This is a genomic window from Rhizobium hidalgonense (assembly GCF_002914525.1).
GTDB lineage: Bacteria > Pseudomonadota > Alphaproteobacteria > Rhizobiales > Rhizobiaceae > Rhizobium > Rhizobium hidalgonense.
The window spans coordinates 1-15,682 of the sequence record NZ_LODW01000094.1; the positions used below are offsets into that span (position 1 = coordinate 1).

Sequence of the window (15,682 nt, forward strand, 5' to 3'; positions counted from 1 at the left end):
TCTAAACTCAAAACCACCAATCACTAGGCTCGCTCTTACCCAGGACAACCTGTTGAGGCTCCACATCTAGTCGCCGCCGGAGAGGATTGAGTGCTAGGTCAGCGGGTCCACTGATCGAGGTTTTTCGCCAGACTCTGCTGTCGTGGGCCAGCAAGTCTTTTGGGGTGGGACGCACTGCCAACAGCTGCTTTTCCGGTGGTCAGCTGACCACGGCTACAACACTCTGAAAAGAAACGACATTTTCGGGCGCTACTATGGACGGCGCATGACCCGCTCCTCGCGCCACCTCTCACAAGATCGGTTGTGTAGAGATAGGTACCGTCCTGTCGCCGCCATGGGTCGCGGGGTCTTGGCGGTCATTTTTGATCGTACATGACGTTCTAAGGGCATTGGTCATGGTTGCCCGGGTAGAATGGCCGACAGCCCTTCTATGCGGCTGGTGTAGTAAGGTCAGTTGATGCACGGAGCCGATTGAGCGGCTTCGTGTTCGAACGAACAATCGCGGTGTTTGTCACGACTGAAAGGAGACATTGCTTTGTAATCTTAACGGCGGTCTCCGCAGGATGCTTCAGGACGAAGACCTCCCAGGCTTCGAGGACAGTCGAAATTTGCTGGTCGTAAAACGAATGTTTGCAGATCTTCGGCCGTAATCATTCTTGTAGGAAATATAGCTGGCGGCGCGGACAAATGGCTCAATCAAATTGTCGAGCATCCTTGAAAGAACGCCGAAACGCGGACGGATTGTAAAAGAAACAAATACTGTCTGACTGAGTTCCGGCTCGCGCCCGAATTCGTCGTGCAGCCGAGACGGCTTTTTGGTAGCGAGGGGAGCGGCTGTCCTCTGCTTTTACCCGCGCCGCCGAGGGTCATGGCCCGCGCGCCTCTGCGGATCATAATCACCGCGGCTGAAGCCTTCAGCACGTTCCGGGGGAGGGGGCGAGCAGGCGGAGGAAGCCGGCTCCGCGGCGAGGATGTAGGCGCTGAGCTGAAACCGCGGAGCGATAGCGACTAGCGGTCCTGGCGCTACAGATCCCCAAAGGCCGGACCTGACGGCTATGCAGTCGAATAGCGACAAGAAAAGACTCTCTGCCATCGGGCGTCGGATGAACCATGCCCTCAACGGCGAATGAGGCCAAATCGGTGGGCTTCGTCCAGCAGGACCCGCACCGAGGACGGTTGCCAGTTCTTGCCGCTGCGCACAGGCCGTTCTCCCATCTGGTCCAGTTGCGCGGCAATGTCGCGCAGCGACAGGTTGGGATCGGCAATGGCAATTGCCGCCACCAGCTTCATCAGATAGTCTTCGGGAGCCCGGCGAGGGGATCGAGCAAGGAGTTCCTTCTCCGCGAGCTTTTCGCGTACCATGCGATGAACAGCGCGACGAAGGCGTTCGACGGTCCAGTCGTGGCCACGGCGATTGAGAACCCGCACGACATTGTCCCAACTGTGCTGCGGCCGGAGTTGACGCACCATCGGCAGCCACGTCTGCGCCGATGCAATGAGTTCATCGAGATAGAGCTTCTCCCGTGCCTGCGAGATTGCCTTGATCGCCTCCGGCCGTCGTTCTCGCAGACCGGGATTTCCAGGAAGCTTGCCGCGTGCCTTCGCCGCCTTAATGCCGGCTTTGGTACGCTCAGCGATTAGCGCCCGCTCGAGCTGCGCGACGGCGCCGAGGACCTGAAGGGAAAACATGCCCTGCGGGGTCGACGTATCGATTGGATCGCGGATCGACCGGAAATGCACGCCGCGGGCCTCGAGGTCCTCGATCACCGACAAGAGATGACTGACGGATCGGGCCAGTCGATCGAGGCGCACGACAATGAGGACGTCGCCGGCGCTAAGTTCAGCGAGTAATCGCGTCAGCACCGGTCGAGCCCGCGATGCTCCGGAACCATGCTCCTGATGGATCCGATCGCAGCCGGCTGCACGCAGCTCGTCCAACTGGGCATCGTGGACCTGTTCATCCGTCGACACCCGGGCATAACCGATCAGCCGCTTGGGAGATTGTTGGTTGTCAAATGTTTGTGGCTTTGCCATCGCGCTTGTAACGGCCCTGTCTCGAAGTAGTTTGTACAGATAAGGCATGCGTTAGAAATCGAACAGTTGCAAGCGTGTTTTAGGCATTGAATAGCAGCCCGCCAGACTCGAAATGCCGCCGCAGACGAGCAACGGAGCGTCCGGATGAGCAAACGCGCGTCCGCGGGCTTCTCTGGCGGAAATGCTGGAAAAGCAGCGGTTTCGGAGATGGCTGCGAGAAGAGAACCCTGCTGAAGAGCGCCGACGCATAATTCCGGAAGCGAGGCGGGACCACGTGCGCCGACTGCGGCCGTTGAATTCTGTCTTGGGTAGTCCGGTCATCCGGGGCTAAATCACCCTAGAAGCCCGGGAAACCGGGCGTTTCCGGCGATCCTGGACCACCGACAAACTGATCTACGGCCTGAAATCCATCACCTCCGATAAGCAGTACTTATCGGAAGTGAACCATGCGCGCCGATACCATAGCGATGACGGAAACAAATCTTAACTTTGCTTCGGTTTTGGAAAAGAACATCATTTATTCATATAGTTAATGACGTATGAAGATCTCAAGCGTCGGTTTACTTGCAAGCAGAGCACGCTGCGAAATGAGCCGACAGATTATTCGGACCGAGGCTAAGCACTCAGGCAGTGGCCCGTCTGGCCTATGCCGCCTCTCGGTTCAGGATTTTTTTTGCGGTGAGCGCCACCCTGTCCTGCGGAATCGAGATCACTTTCCGTCAGAATTGATTTCCGGCCCCAGAAGATGAGTGATGGACACCCTGTTATTCTCGGGAAAATGCAATACAACCATCTGGTGATCTAGCGGCTGAGTTGCTACAGTGATGCGGAGGGGAAGTCGATCGCCATTGTCCGATGGAAAGAACAGAATCCAGCACGCCGATCCAGAGATTTGAACGACGCACTTTGATCGATGTCGATGAAGCGCATCGACCTCACCTTGCTGCGGCAATCCTTCGTTTCAATGCAGCGAATGCTGCGGCAAGGGTCGAGGTCTCGAAGCAAATCACTCTATCCGATGACGGTACGTCGCCCATCGACACGTTGATCGCAAATTTTCACCACTGCCTCTACCGTGAGAAGATCTATTCGGAGACGCTTCCCCTTCGACGGGCTCTCATCAGCGGTGTTCTCGGGCGATGACCGTTTTCCCACTGAAATTCACGCGGTTGGCTTCTGATTATCTATTCGCTGATGACGCCGGAGGGTATTTCCGGGCAGATGGCAGGTTCCTTGAGCGATACGCCGGTGGCAATTTGACCACCTCAGACACCGAGTTTCTTCATACAAGCGGGCACGCATTCGATGAAGTAGGCGACCTCGCGTATATGGGGTTTGCATATCGGTGGGCACAGCGACTGCATCGTCCGCAGGAGCTTAACTACGTCATTCTCGTGCCGACACTTCGCTGCAATTTGGCGTGCGGCTACTGCCAGGTGTCGCGGGTAAACGAAAACACCAGTGGGTTTGACTGGACCGAGGACACGCTCGCCCAGGTTCTTCGTTTTCTCGATGGCATGGACACGGCAAGTGCGAAAATCGAGTTTCAAGGCGGCGAACCGCTTTTGCGATTGGATCTGCTGGAGACGGTTCGAGAGTTTGCGCGGCGCAAATTCAAGGACGTATGCTTCACCGTTTGCACCAATCTGCAGTCTATTTCCGCTGACGCCTGGGCGTTTCTCGACGCTTCGGACACATTCGTTAGTACGTCGCTTGATGGCGAACTTTCGGCTCACCAACGGCAGCGGACAATCACATCCCGCGACACCCACCAGTTTGTTTCTAACCTTCGGTATGCGATCGGAAGGCTAGGGCAAGGGAAAGTGTCGGCGTTGCCCACGCTTGATGTCAACAACCTGCCAACCCCGAACCAGATCATTGAGACGTTCGGCGACTTCGGCTTTCGTTCCATTTTCCTCCGGCCTATCAACCACCAAGGTTTCGCTCGGAAGCGATACCAGACAATGGGCATGGATGAGCGATGGAATGACTATCATGGCCGATTCATCGATGCGTTGATTGAGCACAATTGGACAGCAGATTTCCCTGTCGAGGAATTCTACTTCACGCATTGTCTTCGCCGGATTCTACGCGGCGGCCATAACCACCATGTGGACCTTCGCAACCCGAACATCCTCGGTAAGGACTACATAGTCATCGATTTCGACGGCACGCTTTATCCGTCGGACGAAGCAAGGATGGTGACGAGAGTGGGGCAGATCGACCTGAGTGTCGGCAACCTTTGGGATGGGATCGATCAGGCAAAGCTGGATGTCCTGAATGAGGAAGCGACTAACTCGTTCCATCCAGATTGCGTCCACTGTCCATACCAGGCGGCCTGCGGCATTGACGTGATCGATGACCTCTCCCGGTATGGTCGTATCGACGTGAGGAAGCGTGACACTACCTTCTGCCGACGCCACACCGCGATCTTCGACAAGATATTTGAGCTGCTCTATTCGGATGACAAAAAAGCCCACAAGAGCCTCGCGGCATGGGCCGGAATCCCGGAGTTCGATTGTTCGCTCGCCCCGATACACACATGATCGATTTGCGGCTCAAGATCGGTGACGTCCCAATCGACCATCCAAGTATAGTTCGCCTGCGCACGGACGCGGTGGAGAGTGAGCATGATGCTGTCCTGATCGATCGTGACCACCAGAGTCAAACCTTCGATCTCGCGGGCTATTCGCTTCGCGTCTACTGCGATCCCCAAACTGATCTTGACGGCGACGTGCTCCTTCTGGTTCCAGGTCGAAACTCGGCTCATCGATTGCTGCGAGCAAGGTCGAGGCACAACACCTTCCTGGTTACCGAGCAATGCGACCAGCTTTGCGTGATGTGCTCGCAGCCTCCCAAGAAATATCACGTCGACCTCTTCGACCAATTCACAGTCGCCGCCACCTTGGCCCCGGAAAACGCGCGCATCACGATATCTGGCGGCGAGCCGCTGCTGCACAAACGAAGACTATTTCAATTCCTCGTCGCCGCCGCGAAGGCCAGACCCGATATCTCATTTCATGTTCTGACAAACGGCCAGTTTTTCGAACCTGGTGACATCGTCCTAATTGATGAGATCGGAAGAGATCGCGTGCTGTGGGGCATTCCCCTGTACGCACCTTACGCCGAACTTCACGACAGCATCGTTGCAAAGCGGGGTGCCTTTGAAACGTTGTCGCAGAATTTCATGACGCTGATGAGGGTGGGCGCTGCCGTCGAGCTTCGGACGGTGGTCCTTCAGCAGAACTGGGATGTGTTGCCACGGCTTGCGGAGTACGTCTCGACCCGGCTTCCGTTCATCGATGTCTGGGCCATAATGCAATTAGAAAATATCGGCTACGGTAGAATGAACTGGGGGGATTCGTTCAAGGATACGTCGCTGGATTTCCGAGAACTACGGAGCACCATCAATCTCGCGATTGGCCGCGGTATCCAGACTCTTCTATATAATTTCCCTCTTTGCACAGTTCCCCTAGAGTACCGGCATCTGGCACCAGGCACGATATCAGATTGGAAGAACAAATTCCTCGAAGAGTGCGGTGAATGTAAGTTGCGTTCTACTTGTGGTGGATTTTTTGAATGGTATAAAGCTGATGAGGGGTTTGGGGGACTGTCACGACAATGAAAAAGCGCAAGGCTTACCTGGTGCCGTCATTGATTGCGGCTGGGTTCATGCCATCGAAAAGCGATGCAACGCCACTTGTCGGCGTTACCAACAAGAAGCCAGAACCAACCCTCTTTGAGCGGCTGCAAGTCAAGCAGGTCTACACTCTCGCAGGCCATAGCTCGCATTCGAGCCACGCAAGTCATAGCAGTCATGCTAGTCACGCGAGCCATGCATCGGGCTCTGGTGGCGGATACGTTGTGCCGCGTGGCGACTACAACAACAGCACGACCTATACGCAGCCCGACCCGACACCGAGCTATTCGCCCAATCCGGGACCGGTCATCAGAAGTCTTCCTACTACTCCTAACATACCGACGTCGACTGACAGCTATCCGACGCAGGTTGCCCCGCAATCTTCATCGGTGAACACAGCGCCACTGCCGCTGAAGACGTTGCCAGGCAACTCGGACAAATTTCGCCGTGTTGTTATTCAGGTCCAGACTGCTCTGGTTGCCTATGGCTATTACCGCGGTCCGGTAACAGGGCAGGTCGATGCCGCAACGAGGGTTGGACTTAATAAAATGCAGGATGCCTATGGGCTGAAGGTGACCGGAACGATCACGCCTCAAGTTCTCACAGCTTTTGGAATTTCAACAAACTGAGCCGATCAGATTGGGGAGGGAGCGATGCGCTCGTCTGTCTTCATTTCTTGCCTGATTTTATTGGCCGCGCTGATCCCAAGCCCGAGTCACGCAGTGATCAGATTTGCTCATGTGAAAGCGGCGAACAACGACATTTTGTTGGTTCAAGGAACGTTCGAGCCAAGCGATCGTCCGGAAAAGCTCGAAGCCGAAATAGAGAACAGCATTCCGAGATTCATCGCATTCAATTCGCCGGGCGGGGATACGGATGCCGCGATCGGATACGGCCGGGCTATTCGTCGGCTGAAGCTTTCGACGTTGCAGGTTTCGGGTTCGAAATGCGAGGCCGCATGCTTATTCGCATTTGCCGGCGGAGTGCAGCGTTTCGCGGAAGACGCCTCCGTGATCGTTGATCGGACGCTTTTTTCCCCGGGAAGCTCGGGCCAGCAAACCGGCACCGATAGATACAAAGCCTACCTGGCGGAGATGGGCCTCGATCCCAGCTTGTTCACATTTGTCACCGGTCTGGCCGACGGCGATCGACGGGTGCTGTCGCTGATCGATATGGCTGGCTTTGGTCTCGTGACTGGTCAGCCTACCCCCTACGCGGCACCGACTGCGGAAGAGACCGCCGTATCCAACGAGCTTCCTTCGACAGCATTGAACGATGCAGCGCTTCAGTTCTTCCAGGAAATGCAGCGGACCTGGTCGACGAATGAAGGAATGTTCTTCCTCGCGAACAACTATGGGGACTCCATTGTTTATTACGGCACCCAGCGCTCGAAGGCAGACGTCCTAAACGAGAAGCAACAGTTCGCTGAACGGTGGCCTGTGCGCATTTATGCCGTTCGGTCTGGCACAGCAAACGCAGCATGCTTTGATATCTGCACCGTCTTCGCGGTGGTCGATTGGTATACCTACAGCCCCTCACGTAAAAAATCCGCCTCTGGCGCGGTGAACGCGGTGATGACATGGGACCCCGCGACCCACAAAATTCTGGCGGAGAACGGTAAGATCACGACCAAGGACAATTCGGTGGCTGGACCAGATCGGATTATTCGTCGCTGGCTGACCGACAACGCTGCGTGCTCGTTGTCGTACGCAGAGGACGCTTGTAATTCACAAGCACTGCTTCTTACGGAATTGACCAACAGCGGCTGGTGCCGCAAACCCGATGCGACTTGGGGGCCGTGCAATCCTCAATAAGTCCGACCACCGGACTGGAAGGTGTTTCGCACCTTGGGCGTGGTTGTTTGACGCGAAACCGGCCGTTGACCAAGCAGTTCCTTCGGTACCCATCCCATCGCTGACGGACCACCAGAGACATGGACCCATCCGCTTTCCGTCTCGAGGACGGCGAGCAACGCATTCTGGCCGACTGCGCCGACCGGGATATATTTTGTGCCGGGTCCATCCCTCAGTTGGAAGGGTTGCTTCATGTAGGCAAATTTTGGTTCCGGTGGGGCGATGTAAGGCGCGACAGGCGGCTCTGATGCTGCGTCCAATATAGACGCGGCGGGCGCGGTCGCGGCTGCCGCAAGCGCCTCAAAGATCGCAGGATCGGGTGGCGGCTCCTGATCAGCCCGAAGGGAGGAAAGTGTCGAAAATGCCGGATCATCTACTATTGCCGTAGCGTCATCGTTCGGTGCCTGGACAGGGAGTGCCGGCTTACCGGCTTCCGAAGCGGAGCCAGAAGGGGTTGTGGCAGGGGTCACCATCGTCGACGATGATGGTGACCCCTGTGCTGAACCAGTAGCGGAGGCCGCGGGCCTTCCCGGCGTTGATGATGACGATGCGACTTGCCCCGAACCGGTGGGAGCAGTGGCCTGCGTTGTGACGGGCCTAGTCGATTTCTCCGCGTTTTGGAGTGCGGCGATAGCAATAGGAAGTCCAAAGATGCCCCCAATGATGAGGGCTATAGCAGGTACAGCGCCCTTTCGCCTCTGTTCATCCGGCAGAGGCGAACTTGGTGCCACTGGTGGCGATACTGACGTCGCGGTCGATGGGATCGCTTTCGGGGCTTGTGCAGCCTCCATCCTTGCCTTCGCTAAAGCTTGGAGACCGGCGACGAATCTCGCCAGCTTTCCCACTTGCGAAAATTCCAGTACCTCGTTGAGACCGCTGTCGCTTTGCAGATGAAGGGTATCGTACAAACAGACAGGCAGCTGGCGGTTGTTCCGAAAACGCCGATCGGGCCCGCCATTCTTGTTGGGGTGCTGCCAAGTGCGATCGACGACCTTCGCGTCATGAGGGACATGACCATCTTCGATAAACCGGGACGCCTGCCAGCGAGCGCGGAGATCAGAATATGACAGTGCACCGAAGCGCGAGTTGTGGGTGACCAAAGCAACGTCGGGCATGAAATATATGACCTGCTTGCCAACATGTACCGAGGGCGGTGTGATGTTGCTCTTGATGACCTTCGGCAAAGCGTAGACGAGCTTCGTGGCAGTTCGCTTCACCAAGTGGGATGCGCCTGCATTTCTTTTCCAGGTCGTTAGATCGTTGATCGCACCGCCAGCCTCGATATGCCATTTCCCGGCGCAGGAGCGTAAGTCATCGAAAGCTGCGATCGTCTCCTGGTATGCCTGCTCGACCGGGCCATCGATATCATAAAAGAGAACTGTCGATCGGCGGTACGAGTCGAGCCACGACCCTACCGCCCAGGCGGGAAGGGTCGCGATCAGGACCCAAATCCCCACTGGCGGCGCTTTCGCCAACACAAGGATGCCGAGGAGAGCCGTGAGCCATCCGAAAAGCGCCGACATCCGCCATTGATTGGCCTTCGCGTTGATTTCGTCCAACAATTCGCCGAAGTTCTCGTCTCGCATCAACAAGACGTTGCCGGACTCGAACTCGATCATGTTGACCGCAGGTACTTCAAAAGTGACCTGAGCGGGCGGTGGCTCGCTGGCAACTCTGTGTCGACGTTGGCCAGCATTTTCAAGTGACGCTCGATAATATAGTCCACCTCGTCCGGCATGGATATAGTGGCCCCGAGGTCCGGTACCGACCCTTAAGCCCCTCGCGCCGACAGAGACGCCGATACCTCCTTGGGAAAAATTAAACCGGAATGGTCCCGCCTTGACTGACTTGCGTATGTAGAATGGCACCCCATGCCCCCCAGTCCCATTGCAACGTGGATGTTACACAGATTCCTGGCTGCAACGAAGAATTTTGTCGCTTGGCTTTTCAGGTCCGGCCCCCGCGAAATTTGCATACCGTTGTGTTCGCCGTCGATAGCCGCCAACAACTCATAAAGGTAAGGTGGTTCAACTTTACAAGAACGTCGGTCATCCGCCTTTTGTTGCGTGAAGACGACGACGGCGGTTTTCTTCCCGGCTCAAGGAGTTGCGACGCCTGTTAAGTGGGGATGTCCCGGGCACGGTGCTGGTTGCCGCTTCTAAGCAGTCCGCATCTGACGCTGGAACCGCTATCGATGGCAAGCTAGATATCGATAAATTGAAAGCTGCTATCGACGCGGCTGGGAAGCCGATTTTCGCCGCGGCGCCGCAACAAGACCTCTGCGGTAAGGTGAAAACGTTTTGGATCATTCCATTGCAAGCCGTGAAAGTCGAAGAAGGAACTGTCGCGGTACTGGGGCTTTCCACAGCGGATCCGTCCAACTTGGATCAAGTGAACGCTCTTGAAAAATCGCTGGCACAGAAACACTGAAGCGCCGCGTTCGTACGCAACGAGGCACTCTTGCTGCTTTGAGATCGAGTCATAATCAAATTAGCTTGAAGTTTGCGGGCCTCTATCAGGCTCATAACCTATGCCGGACAGAACCAAAAAATTTGGACTCCTTTTCCGAATCAACCGGCACAGAAACCGGCAAAATGTGTTAAGCTAAACGCTAATACAGTGTTGATTTTCATCGCTTTACAAGCGGCACAGAAACCGGCATTAATCCGGTATGGATATTGCGTTTATGGAACCGTTGGTGCCCTCGGACGACAAGGGCGCCCTTGGAGATAAAGTTTTGACGCTAGTTGGCGAGGCCAATCAGCTGGCTGGCCGTGTTCACCCGATTTTGGCTGGTTCGATTGGTGACCTCGTACGTTCTATGAACTGTTATTATTCCAATCTTATCGAAGGGCACGACACGCATCCACGCGACATCGATCGCGCGCTTGCGAACGATTTCTCGGAGGAGCCTGAGCGGCGAGAGCTTCAGCAGGAAGCTGTCGCCCATATCCACGTCCAGAAATTGATCGATATCGGCGACGATCCAGACGTCTGGCCGGCTTCCGCCGCCTATGCGTCTTGGCTCCATGAGGAGTTCTGCTCGCGCCTTCCCCCGGAGATGCTATGGGTGTCCAATCGCACGACTGGAGAACGTGTGCCAATCATTCCCGGAGAGTGGCGAAACCGGGACGTCCAAGTTGGCCGCCATCTACCACCCGAACCAATCGATTTGCCGCGTTTTATGGTCCGGTTCGATAGGGCCTATCAGAGTCCGCCATTAACCCGGTCGCAGCAACTCCAATCTGTGGGGGCCGTCCATCATCGCTTTCTTTGGATTCATCCTTTCCTCGATGGCAACGGCCGTGTGGCGCGTCTGATGTCGCATGCGCTCTTGAAGCGCCTTGGCGTCGGGACGAGCCTCTGGTCGGTCGCCCGGGGTCTTGCGCGAGACGAAAAGAAATATAAGACGCTTCTCATGGCTGCCGATGGTCCGCGTGCTGGCGATCGCGACGGGAGGGGCAATCTCACCCATCGGGGGCTGGTCGCTTTCTGTGACTTTTTCCTCGACCAGGCGATCGACCAGATCCGGTTCATGAGCAGCCTAATCGAGACCGATAAGCTACTCATGCGCATCGAAATCCACATCGAGGAAGAAATCCGCGCCAAGAAACTCCCCAAGGGCAGTTTCCAGGTCCTCCGCGAGGCTGTCCTGGCTGGCGAGGTGGAGCGTTCGAAAATTCAAATGATTACCGGCTATGAGGAGAGGGCGGCGCGTAACGTCACATCGGCGCTCGTCGAACGGGGAATGCTTTCCGCTACCTCGCATAGGTCGCCGCTTCGCCTCGCCTTCTCGGCGGACACGGCCGAGCGGTGGTTTCCAAACCTCTATCCAGCCAATGCGGGGTCAGGCAAATGAAGGATCAGACAGTCATCCTCGTCAGGCGGTTCTTTCCAGCGGCACCACAGCGTGGGGATTGGGAGTTTCTTAGCCCGGTAGCCGGAGGCACTCCCCAGCATTGGCGAGCTTTGGAAAGCCTCTATCGCGTCCTCATTCTGGCAGAGCCTGGTGCCGGAAAGACCTTTGAAGCTCGCCATCAAGCGCGCAAGCTTGCTGAAAAGGGCAAAAAGGCTTTTTTCATCCGGATCGAGAAGCTTAATAACACCTTCGATACCGCCTTTGAAATCGGCACCGCGGAGGCGTTTGAAAGCTGGCTTGCATCGACCGAGGAGGCTTGGTTTTTTCTGGATTCTGTTGACGAGGCGCAACTTGAGACCCCGCGGGCTTTCGAGGACGCGATAAAGATTTTCGGTTCGCGCATCCGCATGGCGCGTGAGCGAGCGCATGTCTATATCACAAGCCGGGAAGATGCCTGGCAAGCTCTGCCAGATCGGAGCCTCATTCAGCAGCACCTACCGTACCTTGCCCAGGACGCACACGACGAGGAAGATCTCCCTTCTGGTGAGCCCGTTCCGAAGCCGGGACCTGAGAGCGCCTTGAAGGTCTTTCGTTTGGGGCCTCTGAAAAGGGACGAAATCCGGCTCTTTGCAAGCTACTATTCCGTCGGGGATATCGAGTCGTTTCTCGACGCGATCGAGCGAGCCGATCTTATGTCTCTCGCCGAGAAGCCGTTCGACCTGCGCTCTCTGATCGAAAAATGGCAGGCTGATCGGCAGCTCGACAATCGCCGCGATGTCCTCCAGCGCGTCATTGAACTTCAAATCAAGCCACTTTCCTTTCATGGATCGACTATCCGAATTCCGGAAGATCGCTTGCGACACGGTGTGCAGGCACTAGCTGCAGCCGCGACACTGACCGGAAAGAGCGTAATCTCTCTTCCAGGTGAGCTCGTGACTGTCGATCGAATTGACCCCTCGGTCGTCCTGCCCGATTGGTCAGAGGAAGAGATTGCCGCTCTTCTCAAAACGGGTGTGTTCGATGATATCGTCTATGGAAGCGTCCGCTTCCGACATCGCGATATGCGCGAACTTCTATCTGCAGAATGGGCTGCTTCGATCGCAGTTCAGCCGCAGGGCCGAGAGCGGATACAGAACCTTTTCTTCCGTAACAGCTACGGGGAAAAGGTCATAGTTCCGAGGCTACGGCCGACGCTCGCCTGGCTGATCCTCTTTGATGATCGAATTCGCGATGAGGCTTTGGCTATCAGCCCTGAAATCGCTACCGAGGGAGGCGATCCCTCACGCCTTCCGCTAGATATTAAGCGTCGCATGCTTTTCGATATCGTCCGACGGATTGCGGCCGATGATGAAACTGGTCCCTGGATGGACAATGCTGCCATCACCCGCATTGCTACCAACGAGCTTTCCGCCGAAACCGATGAGCTCTTGGCGCGCTACAAAGACAATGACGACGCGATTTTCTTTCTCGCCCGTTTTGTCTGGCAAGGAAAAATCAAGGCCGGCTTACCGATCCTCGCAGAAATCGCACCGGATCGGTCCCGCGACCTCAACACTCAAATCGTTGCGATCAGGGCCGTCATGGCGGTCGCGGGAGAGGCCGAGAAAGACACTCTTCTAAGTAAGTTGCTCGCATCCACAGAACCCCTTGATCGGCAAGTAGCATCAGAGATCATCCTCAATCTTCCTGCAACATTGACTTCTGTTGGTTTCGCCCTGCGCGCAATCGAGCGAACGCAGCCCAAACGCCGCTTCGAAATTACGGGGTTAAGCCAAGCCTTGCACGAATTTGTCGATGGCTTGCCGGTCATGGCCGACAGTGTGCCCGAGCAACCACTGCTGACCCTCATCGTCGGCTTTGACGAGCTGTTGGGCCGGGAACCACATATCGAGCGCGGCGAATGCGTTGTGTCCTCGGAGTATTCGTGGCTCCTCCCATCGGCGCTACGCGCCGTCGAACGACTTGTTGGAGCGAAATCTGCCTCTGCTCTCGACGGTCGCTCCATCGGCATTCTGACAAAGGCGCAGGCGGCGAAGTTCTGGGACCATGACAGCGACGGTCAGGACAACAGCCGGCTTCGCGAGCTGGTGCCTCGATGGAAGGATCTCAACGACGCACTCTATTGGCAAAATGCTGATGAGCGGAGGGCCCGCCAGCAGTCCAAGGGCGGCGAACTAACCGACGATTGGCAGCTGACGATGTATGAGCGCTATTGGGCATTCTCAGCCGATGATTTCGATCGCTGCCTTTCGTGGATCTCCTCACGCGAAAATCCTGACGACAGGCGGCTTGCGCTCTCGCGGTGCTTCACGCTGTATCTTGAGAACAGCAAGAGAGGGGATTGGACCGAGAAGCTTGTCGAAGCAGTCGCCGGCCAACCGGCGCTTAAAGCTCAACTCGATCTCTGGCTCCATCCGCCAGCACGAGAAGTCGCCGACTGGGAAATCGAACATCGGAACTTCGAGCGCAAGCATGCGCGCCGCGAGCGCAAATCCGCGCGCGATCGGGCGGCATGGATCAGTGAACTCAAGAAGAACCCGGACCGTATCCGTAATCCGAGCGGAGCTGAGCCGGGGCAGATCACGGGCGATCAATACCATCTCATGATGAGCATCGAAGGCGAGGGTTGGACCCGTTACGACGCACGCTCGAACTGGCAGTCTCTGGTGCCAGAATTTGGGGCGAAGGTCGCTGAAGCCTTCCGCGACGCGGCTATCAAACACTGGCGCCACTATGACCCAAAACTCCAGTCGGAGGGTGCTGATGGATCCTCTATACCCCACGCTTTGATTTTTGCGTTAATCGGGCTGGAGATCGAGTCGACAGAGGATGGTTCGTTTGGGGTTGGTCTTTCCGAAGAGGAGGCCGCCCACGCGTTCCGATATGTTACATGGGAGCTGAACGGTTTCCCTCGATGGTTCGAAGCCCTCTATCGTGCCCATCATGAGCAGGGACTTGCCGCCGTAACGAAGGAACTCGTTTGGGAACTCGCTGAGGCAAACAAGCGGCCGCCTGGCTTTCACCACATCCTCAGTGATATCGACAATCGGGCGCCCTGGCTCCAGGCCGATATCGCCCCGCTCCTGTTTGAATGGCTCCTCACCGGCCGCCCCGTCACGAGTGATACTCTTAGGCACAGCCTGAAAATCCTTCAGGATGTCCCATGGGAAGGCCTTGCCGACCTTGCGAAGGCCCGGCTTAACTCAGGTGACAGCGACAATCGTCCCCGCTGGTATGCGCTCTGGGTTGCCTATGACCCTGAAGCGGCAATTCCGGTTCTGCAAGCCGAGCTTGAGGCGCTTGACGATGAGGCCCCGGAATTTGCGCAGCACTTTGTTGTTTCGCTTATGGGGACGCGATTTGGAGGCAATGCGATGTCGTCCGGCTATCGAAGCGCCGCTCATCTCAAGACCCTCTATGTGCTTATGCATCGCTTCATTCGGGCCGAAGACGACATCGAGCGCGCAGGAACGGGTGTTTATTCGCCGACCCTGCGCGACAACGCACAGGATGCTCGCAACAAGCTTTTCAACCTTCTCGCCGAAATGCCGGGCGAAGAGACATATCAGGCTCTCAAGCAGCTCGCAAAGGAACATCCTGAAGAGAAGTACCGGCTATGGATGGCTGACCGCGCTCGTCAGCGGGCAATTAGCGATGCTGAGGAGCCGCTTTGGAATGCGGATCAGATCCCGCGATTCTACAGGGGACATTCTTGAGGACGCATCAAACAGGCGCGTCAAAAAGCAACCTGACTGGGTTATTTGAATTGGATGTTGTCGACGCCCTAAGGGCAAGAACAACGCTATGAAAGACGTCGTGGCAGTCCGTAACCGATGTTCGGTACCAATCGAGCTAATTTATAATGATTCCAATCGTATAGGATGTGATTAAGACAGGTCTTGGGTTCGAATCCTGTCAAGGCGGTCATTCGCAGTTTCCGCCTTGAGCCTGTTATTCCGGTCGGTTGAAAGATCATGCACGTTCTAATTTAGCTTAATCTAGACTCCTGAGTTCTGTCCGGCATGCAGCTTCTACAAACGGAAGCGCGTATTTGACATCGGGAGCGCTCGAAATGCGGATTTCGTCCTTCAATCGCCCCCATCCGTGCGTCTCGGGTATCTTTCGCACTTTCTCTTCAGCGTCCACCAAGCTGGTCTCCGGCAGGCGAATCAGGATTCCCCTTCGCTGGACCTTAATCTCCAGAAAGTTCGTCCCGCCCGAAACCTTGGTGAGCGTACGGTGAGCTGTTTTTGCTGATCGGCCAAATCAGGCGATGTTCTGGCATTAGAACCAGCA

9 protein-coding genes are annotated in these 15,682 nt (G+C 56.2%); 7 read left to right on the top strand and 2 right to left on the bottom strand.

From position 1 onward, the window contains the following. Nucleotides 1-1,116: 1,116 nt before the first annotated feature. Nucleotides 1,117-2,034, bottom strand: coding sequence for a recombinase family protein (locus ATY29_RS29275; protein WP_008534020.1), 918 nt, complete (start codon nt 2,032-2,034; stop codon nt 1,117-1,119). 1,139 nt (nt 2,035-3,173) lie between these two features. Between ATY29_RS29275 and hxsB the strand changes: the two genes are divergently transcribed. Genes hxsB through ATY29_RS29305 form a run of 4 tightly spaced genes read left to right on the top strand, consistent with a single transcriptional unit; the run spans nt 3,174 to nt 7,488 of the window. After that, entirely contained in the window at nt 3,174-4,580 is a 1,407-nt protein-coding gene (gene hxsB / locus ATY29_RS29290) for a His-Xaa-Ser system radical SAM maturase HxsB (RefSeq protein WP_085861351.1), read from the top strand. Further along, the gene (hxsC, locus tag ATY29_RS29295) at nt 4,577-5,659 is read left to right on the top strand and encodes a His-Xaa-Ser system radical SAM maturase HxsC (protein ID WP_085861352.1); all 1,083 of its coding nucleotides are present in this window, start codon (nt 4,577-4,579) and stop codon (nt 5,657-5,659) included. The genes hxsB and hxsC overlap by 4 nt, the downstream gene beginning before the upstream one ends. Then, complete coding sequence (hxsA, locus tag ATY29_RS29300; protein ID WP_085861353.1) at nt 5,656-6,303, top strand: His-Xaa-Ser repeat protein HxsA; 648 nt, start codon at nt 5,656-5,658, stop codon at nt 6,301-6,303. The genes hxsC and hxsA overlap by 4 nt, the downstream gene beginning before the upstream one ends. A gap of 24 nt (nt 6,304-6,327) precedes the next feature. Beyond that, the gene (locus ATY29_RS29305) at nt 6,328-7,488 is read left to right on the top strand and encodes a COG3904 family protein (RefSeq protein WP_085861354.1); all 1,161 of its coding nucleotides are present in this window, start codon (nt 6,328-6,330) and stop codon (nt 7,486-7,488) included. Here the strand turns inward: ATY29_RS29305 and ATY29_RS29310 are convergent. Continuing rightward, nucleotides 7,482-9,395, bottom strand: a complete 1,914-nt coding sequence (locus ATY29_RS29310) for a DUF4236 domain-containing protein (protein ID WP_085861355.1) — start codon at nt 9,393-9,395, stop codon at nt 7,482-7,484. The genes ATY29_RS29305 and ATY29_RS29310 overlap by 7 nt on opposite strands. A 274-nt stretch (nt 9,396-9,669) precedes the next feature. On the opposite strand from ATY29_RS29310, the gene ATY29_RS29315 reads away from it, so the two are divergent. From ATY29_RS29315 to hyoA, 3 genes are all read left to right on the top strand, one after another. Next, entirely contained in the window at nt 9,670-9,957 is a 288-nt protein-coding gene (locus ATY29_RS29315) for a hypothetical protein (protein ID WP_125461501.1), read from the top strand. A 256-nt stretch (nt 9,958-10,213) separates the two neighbouring features. Beyond that, nucleotides 10,214-11,386, top strand: coding sequence for a Fic family protein (locus ATY29_RS29320; RefSeq protein WP_085861411.1), 1,173 nt, complete (start codon nt 10,214-10,216; stop codon nt 11,384-11,386). Continuing rightward, nucleotides 11,383-15,102, top strand: a complete 3,720-nt coding sequence (hyoA, locus tag ATY29_RS29325) for an NACHT domain-containing antiphage protein HyoA (protein ID WP_085861357.1) — start codon at nt 11,383-11,385, stop codon at nt 15,100-15,102. Before ATY29_RS29320 ends, hyoA begins: the two co-directional genes overlap by 4 nt. Nucleotides 15,103-15,682 lie beyond the last annotated feature (580 nt).